The organism is Devosia sp. Z6_126 (assembly GCF_058133495.1).
In genome coordinates this window covers 307,532-328,256 of sequence record NZ_JBYUNO010000001.1, presented here as the reverse complement: position 1 = coordinate 328,256, position 20,725 = coordinate 307,532, and the positions used below count along the sequence as shown (strand labels likewise).

Genomic DNA, 20,725 nt, shown 5'->3' with positions numbered 1-20,725 from the left:
TTGAGCCGGACGACCCGCAAACCACGCCCCGACACAAAAGACCGGCGCCAGATCACTTATGGCGCCGTTCTGTTGATCTTTGCAGCTAGGTTGTGCGGCGCGTTGCCGCCAAGCTGATCAGTGCTTGCGCGGCAGCGGGAAATCGGCGCTGCGGTAAAGCTGAGTGAGTTCATGCTTACGATAAGCCTTGGTGCCCACCTGGAGCAGTGCCCCATGCAGGCTCACGGGTGCAGCTTCCTCAACGGCAAAGCGGATGGCCTGGGCAGCGGTCGGGAACCGCTTGGCCCCCTGTTCAAAGGCAGTCTGGTGATCACGGCCAAGGAAAAGCTCGGCGGGGGCAGTGTAGTCGGTATGTGTCATTCGGTCTCGTTCAAGGAGCCCCACTGGAGCGGGGGCTATGCTAACTCGCTGAGCGCCTGTGGCGCTTTGGGGCGAGTTCCTGCGGGCCAAAAAGAGTTGGGCGGGCGCAGGGTTGATGGTTCGGCAAGGGGAGGGCTGGCTGGCACCAATCCGGCGCCGCCTCGGCGGTCGGTTCACATTGAACCTGGCCGCTAAGCCTGCCCCTCGACGAGTGAGGGCGAACAACGCGCTTTGGTTTCAGCTCTCCGGCAAATCGACCATGATGGTGAGCATCGTGGCGATGGCAGCGCTTCCCAAACCTATCAGGTCGAGCTCAATAACCGCTCGGCCATGAGCCTGCGGTTGATAAACCTGCGCAATAAAACGAAGGAAGCCGCGCCGAAAATCCGCAGCCGCTTGGGCTGGAAACGCGTATGCTGCACAAATAAGCGCTCGCGGTGGGAAAGTAAAGCCCGCGGCAGCTTATCAGGTATCGGCCGGCGAACTTCGGTGACTTCAGGCCAGTTCGCCCCAGTCATTGCGCCAAAGCCGCTCGTCTTCCACCATTACGACGATGCGGTTGAGACCCGTCTTGCGCCGTAGCTCCTCGGCGGCGGCCAGGGCCGCCGGCACCGGCAGGGGAAAGTCGGCGATTACATCCACTGCGGCAACATCGGCCACAGTTCGCCCCAGAGACTCCCGCACGGTCACCACCACTGCGTCCCAGGGCACCCGAGTTTTGGGTAACAGGCGCTCAAGTTTGATCAACACGCAATCCCCGACTGATTTCTAACACGGTAAATAAACGGCTAACCAGTTCGGTTGCATCACAAATGAGCATACATAAGTCATGGCCGTTATTGAACAAACACCGTGGCCGAATCTGCGCGCCCTTGGGCATCGACCACGGCCAGTTCAACAAAGCCAGGTCCATCGGGATGCCAGCTGTTCTGGCGGGCAAAGGCCGAACTCCCGATCGGCGCGCCGTTGGCGAAAAAGGTAAAGGGTGGGGCGCCGTTGCGGATCTTGACCGTCAAGGGGCTGTCGGATCCCCCTGCGAGCCCCAGATCAAGGTCGACCCCGTCGAGGGGAAAGGCAATCTCTGGCCCGCTCTGCTGGGCTACCCTTGTTTCATCAGGATGCCGAAAGCGGCGCAGTGGGTGAGGCAGTTCCGAATTCGCCACGTGCAGCACGCCCGGAGGCGGCTGGCGCAGAGGCACGGCGGGTGCCCCGAGCCGATCAAAGCTCTCGAACAGGATCGGCGCAGCACTCGACACCCCCGAAAGGCCCGGAACTGGCGCGCCATCGGGGCGGCCAACCCAGACACCGATCACAGTCTGACCATCGAACCCGATCGCCCAGCCGTCGCGGTAGCCATAGGAGGTCCCAGTCTTGTAGGCGATACGGCCGGGGGAGCCATTGAGCGGCGGCGGCACGTCACCCAGGATGTCGGCGACATACCAGGCTGCGGTGGCATCCAGCACCGGGGCTGCCAGTGGTGGTTCGTCGGCCTGGGTCAGTGTTTCATGCAGGCGGACCGGAGTGCCGCCGCGGCCAAGCGCAGCATAAACCCCAACCAGATCGCGCAAGGTCAACCCGACGCCGCCCAGACCCATCGCCAGCCCCGGCGCGGCGCCCTTGGGCAGGAGCGGGACGGCGCCCGCCCGCCGCAGCCGCGACACCAGCCGCGCAGTGCCTACGGCGTCGAGCACCACCACGGCAGGGATGTTCAGCGACTCCGTCAAAGCCTGGCGGATGCTGACCGTCCCGCGACTATAGCCACCGAAATTGACCGGCACATAGCTGCCAAAGGCGGTGGGCCGGTCTTCAATCAGGCTTTCGGGATGGGCGAGCCCCAGTTCGAAGGCCAGCCCATAGATTAGCGGCTTGAGGGTCGAGCCTGGCGAGCGAACCGCCTTGGTCATATCCACAAAGCCGGCGCTGTCCTCGGCAAAAAGGCCCGCCGAGCCCACGGAAGCCAGAATGGCACCACTGCTCTGGTCGGCAACGAGGATCGCCACCGAAACGCCGGGTCCCAACTGGGCGGCTCGCACCGCCCCCAGCCGCTCGAGTGCGGCCTGGAGCGGGCGCTTGAGCGTCAGCCGGATTTCGCGTTGGCCGGGTGCTGCCACGAGCGCAGCCTGGGCGAGATGGGGCGCCAGCAAGGGGAATGGATGGCGGGCCGTGGGGATGGGTTCGCTCATGCCTGCTGCCGCATCGTCGGCGGTCAGAATGCCGCGGCTCACCATTCGCTCCAGCACCAGATTGCGGCTGGCCAGCGCCGCCTGCGGGTCGCGATCGGGCCGGCGCGCTTCGGGCGATTGCGGCAGGGCCACCAGCAGGGCAGCTTCTGCGGGGGTGAGGCGGACCGGCTCCTTGCCGAAATAGGCCAGGCTCGCGGCGCGAATGCCCTCAAGATTGCCGCCATAGGGCGCAAGGGTCAGATAAAGGGCGAGGATCTGCTCCTTGCTGAGCGCGCGCTCGAGAGCATCGGCATGCACCATCTGGCGCAGCTTGCCCCAGCCATTGCGCGTCGGCTCTCCCTCCAGTAGCCGCGCGACCTGCATGGAAAGGGTCGAGCCGCCTGAAACGATCCGCCCCCCCGCGCCAACGAACTGCCCCGCTGCGCGCAGCATCGACCACCAGTTGATGCCATGGTGGCTGGGAAAATCGCGGTCTTCATAGGCCAGCAGCATGCGCAGGAATTGCCGGTCGACGGCATCGGAAGTGGTTGGCAAGCGCCAGCGCCCGGCGATGGTGAAGGGGCGCAGCAGCGCGCCGTCGCGGTCCACCACGACGCTCGAGACCGGCATGGTGGCCAGATCGGGCAGGGGCGGCAGAGTGGCGCGGATTTCCTCGATGGTCGCGCGCAGGTAAAGGGCGCCGCCCGATCCCAGCACAACCAGCAACACGAGGCCGATCGCGAGGAGGCGCCGGGCGCCCCACCGCCGACGAAGGGCCGGGCTCATGGCCCGGCCGGGACAACCTCAAGGCTCCCGGCTCCCCCATTGGCGCGCAGTTCTGGCCGGTACATGTCCTCCACCGTAGCCCCAGGCAGGGCGAATTGGCCGGGGGTGACCGCGCGAACGAGATAGGCCGTCGAGAACTCGGGCGCTTCGGACCAGTAGCGGAAGGCGGCGACATATTGATCGGTGCGCGCTTCCACATGGGCGGGGGTGGCGACTTCCAGCCAGGCAAAACCGGCAACGCCTTCACCGCCCGTCAGGCGCGGGTTCTCGATCTCAAAGCCGGCGGGCAGGGGATCGACCACCAGATATTGCCCGGAGCCGAGTGTGGTCGGGGTGACCGTCAGCACGACCACCAATTGCTCGTTCTGGGCAATCGGGGTGGCGGTGGGATCGACCGGGGTGCCATCGGGGCGGAAATATTGCCGGTTGAGACTGAAGCCGTTTTCGCTCGCGGGCGGCGCAACGACCGCGATGCCGGTCACCGCCACCATGGCTTCGGTCGGCGTGGTGCCGGTGTTGCTAAGTTCGACCGGCGTGTTGCTGAGTTCCTGCTGACTCCAGCGCCGGAAGATATCCCCGGCGAGGGGTTCGCCCGCAAGGGTGATGCTGCTGGCGGCTGTCTGGTCGGCCAGTGCTGCTGCGGCGAGGAGAGTCCAGGCATCCTCCTGGGTGGAGGTGTATTGGGCGGTATTGCGCTGCTTGCTGAGGCGAGCGGCTAGAGTGGACGGATCGATTCCGGTGGGGGCGAACTCCGCAACCAGGGCCAGCACGGCGGCGGTGTCGCGCAACTGGCTGCCGTAATCGGGGCGGTAGCCGGTGCGGTCATCGCCCCCTGCGAGCGCGTCGGTCGCAGCCAAAAACGCAGCAGCTGCGCGGGTTTGATCGCCATAAAGCGCGAGCGCGGCGCCCAGTTGCGCCTTGGCCAGGGGCGTCGCGAAAGCGTCGAGGCGGGCTTCCGCGTAGTAGCGCAGATCGCCGATGGCGGCGCGGCCGGCGCGGGCGAGGTCATGGAGGGCATAAGCAATGCCTTCCCCGCCATCGGTGAATTCGCTGGCAAAGGCGACCTGGTTGGCAAGGTTATCCAGCGCCATCTCCAGAGATTGCTCAGGAACTTCAAAGCCTTGAGCCTTGGCGCGCAGCAGGAAGTCGGTGACATAGGCGTCGAGCCAGAGATCCGTGGTGTCATAGGCGCCCCAAAGGCCGAAGGCGCCACCCGAGTTCTGGTTGGCGAGGAGGCTCCTGATGGCGCCGCGGATGCGCTCATCAAGCTCGGTATCGGTGCCCAGACCGAGCATGGATGCGGTATTGTTGAGGTACAACAAGGGCATGGCCCGGCTCGTGACCTGCTCGGAGCAGCCATAGGGATAGCGGTCGAGCTGGGCGAGGAGCGAGGGGACATCGAGCCGCGCGATGGGGCCGACCGCCAGGGTCAACTCACCGGTGCCGGGCAGCAAGCCATTGAAATCGCTGGCGTCGAGCACAAGGGTGGCGCCGGCTTCGAGCGGCAGGAGGTTGCGCGTGGTGGCGGGATTGCTGGTGGCGCGCACGCCCAGGGTCAGGAGCTTGGTTTGGGTGGTGCCATCGGGGGCGGTGATGGTGAGCTCGAGCGGGAAATCGCCGATTTTCGTGCCCGAAAGCGCGACCTCAAGCGCCACCCGTTCGCCGGTCGCGAGGGTCACATCGGGCTGCGGCAGCTGCGCCACAAGGCCTTCGCCGGTGCTGATGGCCAGGGCGTAAGTGCCTGCTGCGCCTTCGATATTGTTGATTTCGAGCAGGAGGCGCGAGGTGTCGCCTACCCGCAGGAAGCGGGGTGGGCTGAGGGTTGTGACCACCGGGTCGCGGACCACGACATCAGCCTGGACATGGCCTAGCGCGTTATCGGTCCAGGCCATCGCCATGAGGCGCACGGTGCCGGCGAAATCGGGCAGGTCAAACGTGACCTCGGCCACACCATCGCCATCAACCTGAACGGTTCCTGAATGAAGCGCGACGAGCACCGAAGTGGGCGGCGGCGTACCCAGCCGGACGCCCGCACCATCGCCCCCGGATCGCATGGCGCCGGGCAAGCCCTGCATGGGATCGATCAGCTGGCCATAAAGATCGCGGAAGGCGACGCCGAGCTGGCGCTGGCCGAAATACCAGCCATCGGGATCGGGGGTGGCAAAATTCGTCAGATTGAGGATGCCCAGATCAACGGCGGCGACCGCCACATAGGCGGTGCTGCCCGGCGCGACATTGCCGAGCTTGATGCGCGCGGTCACCGGCTGGCGTGGCAGGGTGACCTCGGGCGCTTCGATGCTGACATCGAGCACGCGATCGCCGGGATCGACATCGGCATAGGCAAGGCCGAGCGCGCGGGCGGGCATGCGCTTTTCGGCGGCGTCGGAGGGGCGATACAGAATGGCGGTGACATAGGCGCCCGGCCCCCAAGCCTCGGTGACGGGGAGCGAGACCGAAGTGCCTTCGGCCGGGACGGGGACGGCCAGCATGTCGATGATGCCCTGATCGACCACCATGACGAGCGCCGTGCCGGCAAATTGCGGCTCAAGGCGCAGCGTGGCGGTGTCGCCGGCGCGATAGGCCGGCTTGTCGAGCGCCACCTGGAGCGTGTCGGGCGTGTCCGAGCCCGCTTCGGCATAATAGTAGCCGGCATAAAAGCCGTAGCTGCTGGCGGTAGCACCGGGGCCGCGGCTATCGACGTCGAGTTGATAGCGGCCCGAGGCGACGGGTGCGGCGATGGTGGCGGGACCAGCGGCCGTGGTGTCGAGCTCGCCATTGGCGACTTCGCGGCTGGTGCTGATCGCCTCCCACTTCCAGGTGCTGCCGTCGCGATACCATTGGTAGCTGGTTTCGATGCGCGACAGCGTCCACTGCAGGTCCGTAACGGCGACGGGCTCGCCATCGGGGCCGACCACGAGAATGTCGAACCGGGCTTCGCTACCTTCGGGCAGGTCGCCGGTGCCAAACAGGGGCTTGATGCCGATGAGGTTGGTGGCGGCGCGTACGGGGCGCGTAAGGCTGCGCTCGACGGGGCGACCATTGGTGTCGACGAGCCGGAACAGGAGCTGCGCTTCGAGCGGCTTGGTGGTGACGGGCAACTCGGGGATGGCGAGTTCGGCGGCGGCAGTGCCATCGCGACCGGTGGTAGCAACAACGCCGAGGGGGCGGCGGTCGGTTTCGATGGCATCATCCAGACGGCCGAACTGATAGCCGGGGAAAGCCGGGAGCGTGGTGCGCGGGCGCAGCACCAGATCGGCCTCAAGCTTGAGATCGGGCGCGGTGGCGCCATAAAGATAGCGGGCGGCAACATCGATGGCTGCCGTTGCGCCGGGCGCAACGGGACCCTCGGGGGCGGTGACCTCGAAGGCCAGCCGCTCGGGCTCGAAGTCTTCCACGAGGAAAGCGATATTGGCCAGCGGCTCGGCCTTGGGATCGGCGAGAAGGCGCAGATGCCAGGAGCCGCGCATGGCTTCGGCGGCCAAGGGCAGGGCCTGGTGATAGCTGCCACTGCCCCCATCGGACAGCAATTGGCGCGACGCGATCACGCCATCGGGGCGCTCGACCTCGAGGGTCAAGGGCAGGTCCTTGACCGCCTCGGCATGGTTGTCGCGCAGGAGCGCGGTGAGAAAGACGGTTTCCCCGGGGCGGTAGACACCGCGCTCGGTGGTGGCAAACAGATCGAGCGGACCGGGCGAGGGGCGCCCCTCGACGCCGCGGTCGGTCAGATCGAAGGCGGGCTGGGACACGTCGAGAAAGGCATAATCGCCGGCCGAGGTTTCGGCGACGAGCAACTGGGGCGCGCGGCCGCCGGTGCCACGGGCAAGGCCCGGCGCAAAGTCAAAGCGCCCCTGCGCGTCCGTGCGCCCTTCACCCAGGATTTCGTTGTTGACGGCAACGAGGCGCAGGCTGGCATCGGCCACCGGCTCGGCCGATGTCAGCGAGCGCACAAAGGCATGCACGCCATCTTCACCGGCAATAGTGGTGAGGCCCAGATCGGTGACGATGAACCATTGGGTGGCGATCTCGTCCCAATATTCGCTCTTGCTGTCCTTGACCCGGGCGGTGATCACATAGGCGCCGGGTGCGACCCCGGCCAGGACGTCCGCCACGGGAAGGGCGGTGGTGGTCATGGCGTTGCGTGCGCCAGTGGCAAGGTCGACCTCGCCTTCCCAGAGCTTTTCGCCATAGTCATTGGCGACGGTTTCGGCGGAATAGCCGGTCAGGGTGCCACGAAACACATTATTGCGCACGGCGGCGGCAATGGAGCGGTCGCCAATGCGGTAGATCACCGCTTCTGCGGTTTCGGCATTGATCGAGGAGATCGGCAGCCCGCCACCGAGACCCGCGGGCAGCACATAGGCATTGTTGGCAAAGCCCACAAAGGGCGAACGGTCGGGCACGTAAACGCTCAGCGCCACATCCTTGCGCAGGGTCTCGTTGTCGGCCGAAGGCAGGCCGGCGCGCAGGCGGATCTCATAGCGGCGGCCATGTTCGGCGCCATCAAGGCAAATCTGGCTGGTTTCGGTTTCCACCGCCAGCGTCGGGGCGTTTTCGACCATGACGAACGGGGTCAGGTCGGTATTGCCAGCGGGCAGGGGATCGGAAAACACAACGCAGATGCGCGGCGATACGGCTTCCGCATCCACCTCATGCGAGACAACGCGAAAGCCGTGTTCGGCCACGGCTTGTTCGAGCCGCTCGGCGGTGGCGGGATCATTCGCAAGGGCAATGCTGGCGCGATAGGTAGCAATGGCTTCGCGCCACATTTCCCGGCGCGCGAGGCCGCGGCCGAGGAGGGACAGGGCATAAGCGCGCTCGGCTTCCCCTTCGGACGCCAGAAAGCCGTTGAGCGCGGCCGAGGTGCCGACAACGCCCAGATCATAGCTGTTGTCGCCCTCAGATTGGCCGGCCACCGCGTCAGCTTGCGTGAGGGCGAGCTCTGCCAGCTCCAGCCAAACGGCGGGGTCATTTCCGTTGATCGCCAGCGCCTGGCGCAGGTTCAACATGGCGGCGGCTGGATTGGCTTCGGCGGCGGCAGCACGCCCCTCCGCCACGAGATCGGCATAGCTGGCATTGGGCGGGGGTGGATCGGTTTGTTCGAGCTCGGCGGCAAAGCGTCGGGCTGCATCGATCAGGTCGGCGGCGGGAAAGGGCAGTTCGGTTTGGCGGGCCGCGGTGATCTCTTCGGGGGAAGCGCCATGGCTGACGCGGCCGGAACTGGCGGCGGCGAAGGGGACCTCATCGGCGCTGCCCGATTTGAGAAAGCACCAGTTCGCTTCGGTGTTGAAGGTGAAGGCGCGGCAAAGATTGTCGTCTTCGCAGGCGGCCTGACAGGCCCCGATGGTGGTGTTCTGTTGCACGGCATAATCAAAGCCGGGCAGGTCGATGCCGGGCAACAGCTCGGTGCGGCTTGGCTGGGCCAGCGCCCCGCTGGCCAGCATGGCAACCAGCGTGGCGCCAAGCACCGCGACACTCCGCATCATCACGCGCATTGGTCCCACCCTCATGCCCCTCGGCGCTGCCACCTTATGTGCACTCCCAGGTGGCGTAAAGCGCCACTGCAGCAAGCTTGCTGGCGCGACTGTGAGTCGATGGCGGGGGAACATCTGGGGAAAGGACACGTTGGTTTTGGTGCAACCCAAAGGAGAACCAACATGGCCAATCCTTCCAGCAATACCGGCAATCGCAGCGGCGGCCAGCAGGGCGCCAAAACTGCCGGCCAGGGCGAGCCCGGCGCCACCCTCGACGAGTTCGACCTTGCCGCCGATATCCAGGGCAAGAACAGCCTGCAAGGCGACAACCAGACCAATGTGGTCAACCAGCGCCAGGCGCAAGCCGGCGCCAAGGGCGAAACCGATGGTTTGATCGAAAGCTTTGAAAAGCTCGACAAGGATGTCCGGGCCGAACGCGACCTGGGCAAGGGCAATCGCAGCGGCGGTAAGCACTAACTTCGATCAGTGGCCAACAGGCCGATCATTCATCCCAGATGTGGGTGATTTGCCCTCCCTCCTCCTTGGGGAGGGGGTGGGTTTGGTGACCCGCCGATGGACCTCCACCCTAGCCCTCCCCTCAAGGGGGAGGGGACTGATCGAGTTGGCGGCGGCGCTCGGGTTCTGCGCGGGCGGTCCGCAAAGATTTTGCACAGGCTTTTGGAGGTCGCGGGGCGCAAGGGGGCGCGAAAGCGGCTAGGTTTTGGCCAGAAGGACAAAATCGAAAAGGAGCCGGATACATGCCGATCAAGCGCTATGGGGCGGAGAAAAGCGGTGCGGGCGGGCAGAACCTGCCATTTGCGCGCGCGGTGGAAGCCGGCGGCTTTTTATATGTCTCGGGCCAGGTCGCGATGAAGGACGGCGAGATCGTTGGCACCGGCATCGTCGAGCAAACCCATTTGACCATCCAGAACCTGATCGCGATCCTTGAGGAAGCCGGCTACGGGCTCGAACATGTGGTGCGCTGCGGCGTGTGGCTCGATGATCCCCGCGATTTCTGGAGCTTCAACGCCGTCTACAAAAGCTATTTCGGCGAACATCCGCCGGCACGCTCGGCCGTGCAGTCGCACATGATGGTGGATTGCAAGGTCGAGATCGACTGCGTCGCCTTCAAGGATCCCTGAGTGGCGCAAACGTTGCTGAGCGCAGCGTTTTTCAACCGTCCGGTGACGCAGGTCGCGGCCGAGCTGATCGGCGCGACCCTGCTCGTCGACGGGGTCGGCGGACGGCTGGTCGAGGTGGAAGCCTATGACGGGGCCGACCCGGCCTCGCACAGCTTTCGGGGCCCGACGCCGCGGAACGCCGCGATGTTCGGGCCGCCCGGCCAATCCTATGTTTACAAGATCTACGGCATCCATTGGTGCCTCAATTTCGTTTGCGAGCCCGGCAGCGCGGTGTTGATCCGCGCGCTCGAGCCCACCACCGGCGTCGCGCAAATGCGCGAGCGGCGGGGCGGATTGCCCGATCGCCAGCTCTGTTCGGGGCCGGGCAAGCTGTGCCAGGCACTGGGGATTGATGGCAGGCACAATGGCCTGCCGCTCGACGAGCCGCCTTTTGCCGTGCTGGCGGCAACTGGTGAGGCGCGCGTCGGCACCGGGCCGCGCATCGGCATCACCAAGGGCGCCGATACGCCCTGGCGCTTTGCCGAGCAGGGTTCGCCCTTTTTGAGCCGGCCGCTGCCCCTGGGCTAATCTTCGTGCGGGCCGGGGAACGATCCCCGGCGCCCGATCTTTTTCCCTTTATCGACGGCTTGGGAGTGACGGCAGCGCGCGGGTCCTTCCCGTCAGCGCTGGTCCACCTTTGCCGATCCGCAAGAGGAAGATCCACCATGCCTCAAGGCGACAAATCCGCTTACACCGACAAGCAAAAGCGCAAGGCCGAGCATATCGAGGAAGGCTACGAAAAGCGTGGCCTGCCTGAAGACGAGGCCGAGCGCCGGGCCTGGGCCACCGTCAACAAGCAGGATGGCGGGGGCAAGCAATCCGGCTCCGGCCGCAAGCACTAGTTCCCCACCCAACCCAGAAGGTTCCCCCATGTCCGACGATCAGATCAATCCGCCCCAGCACCAGGACCACCAGCCCGGCCGGGAAACCGAAATGACCCCGGCACCCGATTTTGCCCCCAAATTCCCCGGCAACGGGCGGCTTGCCGGCAAGGTCGCGATCATCACCGGCGGCGATAGCGGCATTGGCCGAGCCTGCGCGGTGCTGTTTGCCCGCGAAGGCGCCGAGGTCGCGATCGTTTATCTCGAGGAAACCGAGGACGCCAAGATCACCGCCGACGCGATCAAGGCCGAGGGCAAGAATGTCCTGCTGCTGCGCGGCGATGTGGGCGAAAAGGCCTTTTGCGACAATGTCGTGGGCAAGGTGATCGAGGAATTTGGCAAGATCGACGTCCTCGTCAACAATGCGGCCGAGCAGCATCCGCAGGACGAGATCACCGATATCTCCGAAGAACAGCTGGAAAAAACCTTCCGCACCAATATCTTTGGCTACTTCTTCATGACCCAGGCGGCAATGCCGCATCTTCAGTCGGGCGCATCCATCGTCAACACCACCTCGGTCACCGCCTATCGCGGCTCGCCGACGCTGCTCGATTATGCCTCGACCAAGGGCGCGATCCTGGCCTTTACCCGCTCGCTTTCGGGCAGCCTTGCCGAAAAGGGCATTCGCGTAAATGCCGTGGCGCCCGGCCCGATCTGGACGCCACTGATCCCCGCCACCTTCCCCGAGGACAAGGTGGCCGAATTCGGCGCCTCCCAGCCGATGAAGCGCCCCGGCCAGCCCAATGAAGTGGCGACCTGCCACCTGTTCCTGGCTTGCGACGAGAGCTCCTACATCTCGGGTCAGGTGCTCCACCCCAATGGCGGCGAGATCGTCGGGGGCTAAGCCGGCGGCAGATTGATCTCTTGAGCGCCCCATGCCGCTCCTTGTTGCGCGATGCAGCGGGGGTGAGGCATGGGGCGCAGTGCTTTGGTGCGGCTGGGCGGATTAGCGGCGATCGCCATTGGCGCCGCGGTGTTGTATTTCTTTTTGCTGGTGCCGCTGGGGCAGGCGCAAAGCGGCGCGCCCGAGGTGCACTATCAGCTGCGCGCCTTTGCGCTGGTGCCGCTATGCCTCGTCTTCGGGCTGGTGCTTCTGCTCGGGGGCGAGCGCTTCCAATATCGCACGGCCGACCACAAGAACCTGACCGCGGCAGGCTGGATCGCCTTTGCCGTCGTGGTGGCGCTGACCGCAATGGGCTGGTGGTGGTTCGACAGCCAGTTCACCGCGCTGGGCTATGTCTAGCTGTTGAATCAGCTGTGAGTTGCCCGTCACGCTCAGCTATGCTCGAAGCACGGTGCGGCGGGATTCGCCGCTTCGGAGCCCCTCCATCACATGGCAGCAGCCTTGAGCCAAACCACCTCGCTTGATCTTCGCCCCGATCCCCTGGCGGTGCTGCGCGATGTGTTTGGCCACAAGAGCTTCCGCGGCCAGCAGGAAGAAGTGGTGCGCCATGTCGCCGATGGCGGCGATGCGGTGGTGCTGTTTCCGACGGGCGCGGGCAAATCGGCCTGCTACCAGATCCCGGCCCTCTGCCGGCATGGCGTGGGCATTGTGGTCTCGCCGCTGATTGCGCTGATGCGCGACCAGGTCGAGGCGCTGCGCCAGGCCGGGGTCGCGGCGGCGGCGCTCAATTCCTCGCTGTCGCCCGAAGAGTCTGCCCAGGTGCGCGGGCAGCTGCGCCGCGGCGAGTTGGACTTGCTTTATGTGGCGCCCGAGCGGGTGGCGACGCCCGGCTTCCGCAACATGGTGGATGGGCTCGATATCGCGCTCTTTGCCATCGATGAAGCCCATTGCGTCAGCCAATGGGGCCATGATTTCCGGCCCGAATATCGCGAACTCGCGCAGCTGACCGAACTCTTTCCCGGCGTGCCGCGCATTGCGCTGACGGCGACGGCCGACCCCACCACCCGCGCCGATATCATCGAGCGGTTGGGCCTGGGTGGGGCGCGCGTATTTGAGACCAGTTTCGATCGCCCCAATATCTCCTATTCCATCATCGAGCGCGACAATGCCCGCGCTCAGCTCTTGCGCTTCCTTGAGGGGCACAAGGGCGAAAGCGGCATTGTGTATTGCCTGTCGCGGGCCAAGGTGGAGGACACCGCGCAATGGCTGGAGGGTAAGGGCGTTCGCGCGCTGCCCTATCATGCCGGCATGGATGCCAGCATCCGCTCGGCTCACCAGGACATCTTCCTGCGCGAGGAGGATGTGTGCCTCGTGGCGACCGTGGCTTTTGGCATGGGCATCGACAAGCCCGATGTGCGCTATGTCGCCCATCTCGATCTCCCCGCCTCCATCGAAGCTTATTACCAGGAAACCGGCCGCGCCGGTCGTGACGGCCAGCCCGCTGATGCCTGGATGAGCTATGGCATGGCCGATGCCGTGCAGCGCCGGCGCATGATCGACGAGGGCGGGGCGCCCGACGAGATCAAGCGCGTCGAACACGCCAAGCTCAACGCGCTCCTGGGCGTCTGCGAAACTGCCGAATGCCGGCGCCAGGCGATCCTCGCCCATTTCGGCGAAGTCTATGAGGGCCCTTGCGGCAATTGCGATACCTGCCGCTCGCCCGTCGCCAGCTGGGACGGCACGGAAGCGGCGATCAAGGCCATGGCCGCGATCTATCGCACCGGGCAACGGTTCGGGTCAGGCCACATCATCGATGTGCTGCTGGGCAAAAAAACCGAAAAGGTCGAGCGGTTCGGCCACGATCAGCAGCCGGTATTCGGCCAGGGCCAGGAACATGACAGCCGCACCTGGCAATCGGTGCTGCGCCAGCTGACGGCGTCGGGCCTGGTGCGGGTCGATCATGCCGCCCATGGCGCCCTAACGCTGGGGGAGGGGGCGCGCGCCGTGTTCCGCAAGGAACGCACGGTGACCCTGCGCCAGGACCGGCCGAAAAAGGCGGCCGAAGTGCGCCGGCAACTGGCGGGCGCGGTGGAGCTCGACGAAGCCGATATGGGCGTCTTCAATGCCCTACGCGCCGAACGGCTGCGCATCGCCAAGGCCCAGGGCGTGCCGCCCTATGTGGTGTTCGGCGACGCGACCCTGCGGGCCATGGCGCAAACCCGGCCGGCCAAGCTGCATGACCTGCTCAATATCCCCGGGGTCGGGCAGGCCAAGCTCGAGCGCTATGGCGCGGCGTTCCTTGCCATTTTGGATGGGGCGCGGTGAGCGAGCTCACCAACCCACCGGTGCGCACCCGCTTTCCGGTAATCGACATTGCTCGTGGCGTCGCCATTCTGGCGATGATCATTTATCACCTGTGCTGGGACCTGGCCTATTTCCGCTTCATCCCCGCCGATGTCGGCTATGACCCCGGCTGGGTGCTGTTTGCCCGCAGCATTTTGTATAGCTTCCTGTTCCTTGTGGGCGTCGGGATCGCCCTTGGGAGCCGGGGCCCTACCGATTGGCGCCGGTTCTGGCGCCGCTGGGGGTTGTTGGTGCTGGGAGCGCTGGCGATTACGGTCGCGACCCTCATCGCCTTCCCCGACACCTTCGTTTACTTCGGCGTGCTGCACGCCATTGCGCTCTTTACCCTCCTGGCGCTGCCGCTGCGCCGGGCGCCGTCCTGGGTGATCGGGCTCATCGCGGTTGTGGTGCTGGCGCTGCCCGCCGTCTTCTCCAACGAACTCTTCAACGCGAAGGCCTGGTCCTGGCTGGGGTTCTGGACGGTGGCGCCACCCACCAATGATCTCGTGCCGGTGTTTCCCTCCTTTGGCGTGGTGCTGCTGGGGCTTCTGGCCGGGCGCTGGTTGATTGGCTCGCGCTGGAGCGCGCGCCTTGCCGCCATCGCTCCCACCAACGCCCTGGCGCGGGTGCTGCAGGTCATGGGGCGCTGGAGCCTGCTGATCTATCTCGTGCATCAGCCACTGCTGCTCGCCGTGCTGTTTCCGCTGGCCGGCTGGCTGCAGCCCCAGATCGCCATGCGGCAAACCGATTTCCTCAATGCCTGCCAGCGCACCTGCGTCGAGGGCGGCACGACCCCCGGCCTTTGCACCACCTATTGCCAGTGCGGGCTCGAGACCGTGAAAGCCAATGATTTGTGGGACCCGGTGTTTTCCGGCACCATTTCCCCCGAGCAGCAAGCCCTGCTCGATGCCGGCAACCGGCGCTGCTCGGCCGTAATCTATCCCGAGCTCAATCAACCTAAGTGACAGTTCCGTCACAAAGCGCCGGGCGTGGCGCTTTTTTGCGCAAATTGCCTCTTGAATGGTACGGACGATGGGCGTTGAATAATTCCACGAGTTGATTTGTCGCACCCGGTGGCTGCCCTGCGCCCCACCGGAGCACCCTTTTTGAAGTCTGGATCTGCTGTGACCACCCCCTCGGCTGGCCGCGTCCGTGGGCGCGCTGACCCCCGCGCTCACCTGGCCTCTGTCCATGCCGGTAAAGGCACCGGCGTCTTGTGGCGCATCACCAAGCTCACGCTGCGCCATCCCTGGCAGGTCACCATTGCCATCGGCTCGACGGTGATCGCGGCGGGCCTGCAGCTGACCATTCCGCGTCTGCTGGGCCGCGCAGTGGACGAGGCGCAGGGCATTCTGGTGGCGGGCGATGCCGGCGAGCGGGCGCTCTGGACCACGGCGCTGCTCCTGCTAGCCGTGTCTGTGGCCCGCGGGCTCTTTACCCTGGCGCAGAACTATTTCAGTGAATCGGTGGGCCACACCATCGGCTACGAACTGCGCCTGGCCTTCTATGAAAAGGTGCAGCGCCTGAGCTTTTCCTTCCACGACCGCATCCATACCGGCGATCTCATCACCATCGGTCTGCTCGACCTCGACGGCGTGCGCATGTTCTTTTCGACAGGGCTCGTGCGCATGGTGCTGCTGTCCGTGCTGATCGGGCTGGGCGCCTATCTGCTAATCTCGACCGATCCGCTGCTGGGCATCTTGAGCCTGAGCTTTGTGCCCTTTGTCGCCTGGCGCTCCTCGGTCGCGCAACTGACCCTGCGCAAGACCTGGCTGATGCTGCAGGACAAGCTGTCCGCCGTCACCCGCGTGATGGAAGAGAATCTGGGCGGCATTCGTGTCGTGCGCGCCTTTTCGGGCCAGAAGTTCGAACTCGCCAAGTTCGACCGCGCTTCGGCAGAAGCCCTGGAGCTCGCCCATACCCGCGTCGGCATTCGCGTGCGCAACACCAGCGCCATGACCTTTTCGTTTTTCGCCGCCATGGGGCTGGTGCTCTGGTTCGGGGGCAACAAGGTCATCGACGGCACCATGACCGTGGGCACCCTCGCTTCGTTCTTGACCTTCATGACCATTCTGCAGATGCCGGTGCGCCAGCTCGGCATGATGGTCAACAGCTTTGCCCGCGCTGCCACCTGTGGCGGGCGCCTGTTCGACTTTCTCGACCAGCCGCTCGAAATCGACGACAAGCCCGAGGCCAAGCCGCTCAAGTTAGGCGAAGGCGTGCTGCGCTTTGAGGATGTGCACTTCACCTATCCCGGCGCGCTGTATCCCACCCTTGACGGGGTGAGCTTTGAAGCCAAGCGCGGCCAGACCATCGGCATTGTCGGCGCCCCCGGCAGCGGCAAGTCAACGCTGGCCCATCTGATCTCGCGCTTTTACGAAGTGAGCGGCGGGGCGGTGACCATTGACGGGCAGAACGTCAATGACGTGACCCTGGCCTCGCTCCGGCGCGCCGTGGCCGTGGTGCAGCAGGACTCGTTCCTGTTCACCACCACGATCGAAAACAACATTGCCTATGGTGATCCCTGGGCCAAGGAGCGCTCCATTGCCGGGGCGGCCGAAAGCGCCCAGCTGCATAACTACATCATGGGCCTGCCCGCCCAATATGGCACGGTGGTGGGTGAGCGGGGTGTGTCGCTCTCGGGTGGGCAGCGCCAGCGCCTGTCGATTGCCCGCAGCCTTGTGCTCAAGCCTGCCGTCATGGTGTTCGACGATTCCACCGCCGCCATTGATGCGGGCACCGAGCACCGCATCCGCAGCGCCATCAAGCGCTATGCGCAGGATCGCGTCACCCTCATCATCTCCCACCGCCTGAGTTCACTGATGCATGCCGACCAGATCCTGTTTCTTGACGGCGGCAAGATCGTCGAGCGCGGCAGCCATGAGCAATTGCTGGCCCAGAATGGTCGCTATCGCGCGCTCTACGACCTGCAGGTCAAGCCGGTCGATGCCGATGACTTTGCCGTGGGGAGTGCGGCCCAATGAGCGTTATCGAGCATGACGACGACCATCCGGTCGATCGCGGCCAGCGCCCGCCGCGCGCCACCGTCGGCTCGCACCGGATCGAAGAAGAAATCTTCGGCAAGGCCTATGATCCCAAGACCATCCGCCGGATCTGGGCCTTTGTGCATCCCTATCGCCGGCGCATGCTGCTGGCGGTGGCGGCGGTTATCGTTTTTACCCTCACCCAGCTGGCCATTCCGCTGATCATCGGCTTTGCCATCGACCGCGGCATGACCGCAGGCGGCGATCACGCCAACCTAATCGGGGCCGTGGTGGCTTTCGGCGTCGTGGTGCTGCTCAATTTCGGCGCCAGCTATGTGCAGGAAACCGTGGTCGGCGAAGTCGCCGAAAACGTGCTGTTCGACATGCGCCGCGCCATGTTCAGCCAGCTCCAGCGCGTGTCGCTGTCCTTCATGGACAAGACCGAAGTCGGGCGCCTGATGAGCCGCCTGCAGGGTGACGTCAATTCCATGCAGGAGTTTTTGGAAACCTCGGTGATCTCGGTGGGCGACATCGTGCTGCTGGTCGGCATTGTCGTCGTGCTGCTGAGCCTCGACTTCCGCCTGGGACTGTTGACGCTCGCCACCATGCCGGTGCTGTTCGTCGTGCGCATTTTCTGGCTGCCGCGGGCGCGTGCCGCCTTCATGGCCGCGCACGAAACCAATTCCTCGACCGCCGGCGCCCTGGCCGAAGGCATTCATGGCGTGCGCACAGTGCAGAACCTCGATCGCCAGCGGGTCAATTTCGACCTTTATGACGACAAGGCTTTCGGCAACCTCAAGACCCAGCTGACGGCATCCAAATATGCCCAGGTCATGGTGCCGATCGTTGATAGCCTCACCGGCATCGCCATGGCTGTCGTGATCGTGGTGGGCGGCTCTATGGTGCTCAATGGCGGGCTGCAGGTAGGCGTGATCGTCACGTTCCTCTTTTACATCCAGCGCTTTTTCGATCCCATCCGCTCGCTCACCATGCAGTATTCGGTGATGCAGCGCGCCATGAGCTCGGGCCAGCGCATCACCGAAGTGCTCGACGTCCCCGTCGACATCGCCGACAAGCCCGGCGCGGTCGCGCTGACCGGGGACATGGATGGCTCCGTCGAGTTCCGCAGCGTCACCTTTGGCTATCGCGCTGATCATCCCGTGCTCAAGAATGTCAGCTTCCGCGTCAATCCCGGCGAAACCGTCGCCCTGGTCGGCCCCACCGGCTCGGGCAAGACCAGCGCCATGGCCCTTGTGCACCGCTTTTATGAAGTGCAGGGCGGCGCGGTGTTGGTGGGCGGCCATGATGTGCGCGATGTGACGCAGGAATCGCTGGGCGAGCAGGTGGCCATGGTGCTCCAGGAGCCCTTCCTCTTTACCGGCAGCGTTCTGGACAATATCCGCTACAACAAGGCCGATGCCACGCGCGAACAGGTGGTTGCCGCGGCCAAGGCGGTGGGCGCCCATGAGTTCATCGAGCGGCTGCCCAATGGCTATGACGCCATGCTCGAGCAGCGCGGCTCCAATCTGTCCCTGGGGCAGCGCCAGCTGCTGAGCTTTGCCCGGGCGCTGGTGGCCGATGCCAAGATCCTCGTGCTCGATGAGGCCACCGCCAATATCGACTCCTATACCGAGCGGCAGATCCAGAAGGCGCTCCTGACTGTGCTCGAAGGGCGCACCGGGCTCGTGATCGCGCACCGGCTCGCCACTATTCGCGGGGCCGACCGCATCATCGTGCTGCAGAACGGCGAGCTGATCGAGAACGGCAATCACGACCAGCTCATGGCCAAGAACGGGCTTTATGCCCGGCTCTACAACATGAACTACGCCTCCTTTGACGACATCCCCGAAGAGGTGATCGCCGCCGGCCCCAAGGCCGCCTCCACCTGACCGCGCCAGCTTTGCCGGGAAAGCACCGGGCCATGCCCGATCCGTGCTGGCGCGCGGCTGCCCTGCCGGGCATGAACCCGGCTGAAAGGGGGGAGCCCTGATGCTGAGCCTTGGAGCGGTGCTTGCCCTGTTGGGGGCGGTGTTTTTGACCTCGACCCTGTCGGGCGTCTTTGGGATGGCGGGCGGGTTGATCCTCCTCGGCATCCTGCTGGCGCTGCTGCCGGTGGGCACCGCCATTGCGGTGCAGGGCGCCATCCAGATCATCGCCAATGGCTCGCGGGCCTGGCTGTCGCGCGCCTTTATTGATTGGCGCATCATGGGCTGGATCACGCTGGGGCTGCTGGTGTCGGCCACGATCCTCTTCATTGTGCGCTATACGCCCGACCTCGCAGCCGTCTGCATCGCCATTGGCCTCTTGCCGGTCCTTGTGTGGATTCCCGCCGATTTGCTGCGGCTCGATGCCAGCAAGCCCCATCATGCCGTGCTCTGCGGCATGCTCGGGGGCGGGCTCAACCTCGCGGTCGGGGTGTCGGGGCCGACCGTCGATATCTTTTTCATCCGCACCGCCATGGACCGGCGGCGGATCGTCGCGACCAAGGCGGCCGTGCAGGTGCTCTCGCATGGCGCCAAAGTGGTGTTCTACTGGAACGCCACCATGGTGCTGAGTGCCGGAGAATGGCTGGGCGTGGCGCTCGCCGCGCCTTTCGCGGTGGCCGGCACCAGCGCCGGCTACTGGATCTTGCAGCGCGTGACCGACGCCAATTTCCGCAGCTGGACGCGCTGGATCGTCTCGGCCATTGGCATTTTCTATCTTGCGCGCGGCCTTTCCCTGGTGCTCTGAACCCCCTATCAGTGGGCTCAGCCAGGGAGATGGGATGGCACCGTTCGACAGCGTCACCGCACGCCTGATTTTGCTGCTGGCCGATACCGGCTCGATTGGGCGCGCCGCCGAGCGCGAGGGCATTGCCTCCTCCGCCGTCAGCCGCCGTGTATCGGATCTCGAGAACCGGCTGGGCACGGCGCTGTTTGATCGCTCTGCCCATGGCGTGCGCCTGACCGCTGCCGGCAGCGCCTATGCCGAGGGCTGTCGCACCGTGCTGCGTGCCATCGCCGATCTCGACGCCACCATGGTGGATTTTTCCACCGGCCAGCGCGGCAGCCTGCGCCTCGCCTGCACCGGTTCGGCGCTGACCGGCCGGCTGCCCGAACTGCTGGCCCGCTATAGCCAGAACCATGCCGGGATCGGCCTCGACATCATGGAAATGGGCGCCGCCCGGGCGCTGCTGGCGCTCGATGAAGGCCGCGCCGATGTCGCCATTGTTTCGGACAATTACGATTTCGCCCGCTTTGAAACCCGCCCCTTCGAGGATGACCGCGTCTGGGTGCTGGCGCCGCCCGAGCATCCGCTGGCGCCCCGGCTCGAGCCCCGCAGCGGCATTGCCTTTGCCGAGGTGGTCGAGCACGCCATTGTGGGCATCCACCATGCCGGCGCACTCGATCGCTTGCTCGCCGAAGCCGCCCGGCGCGACGGGCGCAAACTGACCGAAAGCCTGCGGGTGGAGAGTTTCCCTGCGTTGGTGCGCATGGTGGAAGCGGGCTTTGGCATCGGCTTTTTGCGCTCGACGAGCCTGCATCTGCTGGCCGGCACCGACCTCGCCTGTGCGCCGCTTGCCGATGGCTGGGCCATGCGCCAATTGCTGGTGGCGCGCCGCCGCTCGACACCCCTTTCAGCGCCGGTGAAGGGCTTTTTGTCGCTGGTCAGCGAAACCTATGCACCTACGCCCTAGTGGCGCGTTATGCTGGCGCCCGTTCATTCGCTCACCC

Annotated in this window: 15 protein-coding genes and 1 pseudogene; 12 read left to right on the top strand and 4 right to left on the bottom strand. The window is 65.3% G+C overall.

Going from position 1 to position 20,725, the window contains the following annotated elements; translation table 11 throughout:
* Positions 1 to 117 precede the first annotated feature (117 nt).
* The 4 genes from AC3YOG_RS01660 to AC3YOG_RS01645 form a co-directional block, all read right to left on the bottom strand.
* Positions 118 to 360, bottom strand: a complete 243-nt coding sequence (locus tag AC3YOG_RS01660; RefSeq protein WP_172122369.1) for a hypothetical protein — start codon at positions 358 to 360, stop codon at positions 118 to 120.
* 495 nt (positions 361 to 855) lie between these two features.
* Positions 856 to 1,107 (bottom strand): hypothetical protein, encoded by a 252-nt coding sequence (locus AC3YOG_RS01655; RefSeq protein ID WP_164854712.1) that lies wholly within the window; start codon positions 1,105 to 1,107, stop codon positions 856 to 858.
* Positions 1,108 to 1,196: 89 nt separating this feature from the next.
* Entirely contained in the window at positions 1,197 to 3,308 is a 2,112-nt protein-coding gene (pbpC, locus tag AC3YOG_RS01650; RefSeq protein ID WP_489933822.1) for a penicillin-binding protein 1C, read from the bottom strand.
* On the bottom strand, positions 3,305 to 8,791 hold the full coding sequence (locus tag AC3YOG_RS01645) for an MG2 domain-containing protein (RefSeq protein WP_489934538.1): 5,487 nt from the start codon (positions 8,789 to 8,791) through the stop codon (positions 3,305 to 3,307). The genes pbpC and AC3YOG_RS01645 overlap by 4 nt, the downstream gene beginning before the upstream one ends.
* A 171-nt stretch (positions 8,792 to 8,962) precedes the next feature.
* Between AC3YOG_RS01645 and AC3YOG_RS01640 the strand changes: the two genes are divergently transcribed.
* From AC3YOG_RS01640 to AC3YOG_RS01585, 12 genes and pseudogenes are all read left to right on the top strand, one after another.
* The gene (locus AC3YOG_RS01640) at positions 8,963 to 9,256 is read left to right on the top strand and encodes a hypothetical protein (RefSeq protein WP_127751943.1); all 294 of its coding nucleotides are present in this window, start codon (positions 8,963 to 8,965) and stop codon (positions 9,254 to 9,256) included.
* A 281-nt stretch (positions 9,257 to 9,537) separates the two neighbouring features.
* Positions 9,538 to 9,921: a RidA family protein gene (locus AC3YOG_RS01635; protein ID WP_489891019.1), complete on the top strand. Its 384-nt coding sequence runs from the start codon at positions 9,538 to 9,540 to the stop codon at positions 9,919 to 9,921.
* The gene (locus AC3YOG_RS01630) at positions 9,922 to 10,488 is read left to right on the top strand and encodes a DNA-3-methyladenine glycosylase (RefSeq protein ID WP_489933821.1); all 567 of its coding nucleotides are present in this window, start codon (positions 9,922 to 9,924) and stop codon (positions 10,486 to 10,488) included. It begins immediately after the preceding gene.
* A gap of 137 nt (positions 10,489 to 10,625) precedes the next feature.
* Positions 10,626 to 10,799: pseudogene (locus AC3YOG_RS01625) on the top strand (plasmid stabilization protein); the annotation flags it as partial.
* Between the two features lie 31 nt (positions 10,800 to 10,830).
* Complete coding sequence (locus tag AC3YOG_RS01620; protein ID WP_489933820.1) at positions 10,831 to 11,685, top strand: SDR family oxidoreductase; 855 nt, start codon at positions 10,831 to 10,833, stop codon at positions 11,683 to 11,685.
* 69 nt (positions 11,686 to 11,754) lie between these two features.
* Entirely contained in the window at positions 11,755 to 12,084 is a 330-nt protein-coding gene (locus AC3YOG_RS01615; protein ID WP_489933819.1) for a hypothetical protein, read from the top strand.
* Positions 12,085 to 12,174: 90 nt separating this feature from the next.
* Complete coding sequence (gene recQ, locus AC3YOG_RS01610) at positions 12,175 to 14,010, top strand: DNA helicase RecQ (RefSeq protein WP_489933818.1); 1,836 nt, start codon at positions 12,175 to 12,177, stop codon at positions 14,008 to 14,010.
* Positions 14,007 to 14,993: a heparan-alpha-glucosaminide N-acetyltransferase gene (locus AC3YOG_RS01605; protein WP_489933817.1), complete on the top strand. Its 987-nt coding sequence runs from the start codon at positions 14,007 to 14,009 to the stop codon at positions 14,991 to 14,993. Before recQ ends, AC3YOG_RS01605 begins: the two co-directional genes overlap by 4 nt.
* A gap of 213 nt (positions 14,994 to 15,206) precedes the next feature.
* Positions 15,207 to 17,012, top strand: coding sequence for an ABC transporter ATP-binding protein (locus AC3YOG_RS01600; RefSeq protein WP_489934537.1), 1,806 nt, complete (start codon positions 15,207 to 15,209; stop codon positions 17,010 to 17,012).
* Positions 17,009 to 18,901: an ABC transporter ATP-binding protein gene (locus tag AC3YOG_RS01595; protein WP_489933816.1), complete on the top strand. Its 1,893-nt coding sequence runs from the start codon at positions 17,009 to 17,011 to the stop codon at positions 18,899 to 18,901. Before AC3YOG_RS01600 ends, AC3YOG_RS01595 begins: the two co-directional genes overlap by 4 nt.
* Before the next feature lie 100 nt (positions 18,902 to 19,001).
* Complete coding sequence (locus AC3YOG_RS01590) at positions 19,002 to 19,742, top strand: TSUP family transporter (protein WP_489933815.1); 741 nt, start codon at positions 19,002 to 19,004, stop codon at positions 19,740 to 19,742.
* A 34-nt stretch (positions 19,743 to 19,776) separates the two neighbouring features.
* On the top strand, positions 19,777 to 20,688 hold the full coding sequence (locus AC3YOG_RS01585) for a LysR family transcriptional regulator (protein WP_489933814.1): 912 nt from the start codon (positions 19,777 to 19,779) through the stop codon (positions 20,686 to 20,688).
* Positions 20,689 to 20,725: the final 37 nt, after the last annotated feature.

Excerpts from the sequence above, each read along its gene's own strand:
- AC3YOG_RS01595 (WP_489933816.1), top strand. The coding sequence starts at position 17,009 with ATGAGCGTTATCGAGCATGACGACGACCATCCGGTCGATCGCGGCCAG.
- AC3YOG_RS01640 (WP_127751943.1), top strand. The coding sequence starts at position 8,963 with ATGGCCAATCCTTCCAGCAATACCGGCAATCGCAGCGGCGGCCAGCAG.
- AC3YOG_RS01660 (WP_172122369.1), bottom strand. The coding sequence starts at position 360 with ATGACACATACCGACTACACTGCCCCCGCCGAGCTTTTCCTTGGCCGT.
- AC3YOG_RS01615 (WP_489933819.1), top strand. The coding sequence starts at position 11,755 with ATGGGGCGCAGTGCTTTGGTGCGGCTGGGCGGATTAGCGGCGATCGCC.
- pbpC (WP_489933822.1), bottom strand. The coding sequence starts at position 3,308 with ATGAGCCCGGCCCTTCGTCGGCGGTGGGGCGCCCGGCGCCTCCTCGCG.
- AC3YOG_RS01645 (WP_489934538.1), bottom strand. The coding sequence starts at position 8,791 with ATGATGCGGAGTGTCGCGGTGCTTGGCGCCACGCTGGTTGCCATGCTG.
- AC3YOG_RS01635 (WP_489891019.1), top strand. The coding sequence starts at position 9,538 with ATGCCGATCAAGCGCTATGGGGCGGAGAAAAGCGGTGCGGGCGGGCAG.
- AC3YOG_RS01585 (WP_489933814.1), top strand. The coding sequence starts at position 19,777 with ATGGCACCGTTCGACAGCGTCACCGCACGCCTGATTTTGCTGCTGGCC.
- AC3YOG_RS01620 (WP_489933820.1), top strand. The coding sequence starts at position 10,831 with ATGTCCGACGATCAGATCAATCCGCCCCAGCACCAGGACCACCAGCCC.
- recQ (WP_489933818.1), top strand. The coding sequence starts at position 12,175 with ATGGCAGCAGCCTTGAGCCAAACCACCTCGCTTGATCTTCGCCCCGAT.
- AC3YOG_RS01590 (WP_489933815.1), top strand. The coding sequence starts at position 19,002 with ATGCTGAGCCTTGGAGCGGTGCTTGCCCTGTTGGGGGCGGTGTTTTTG.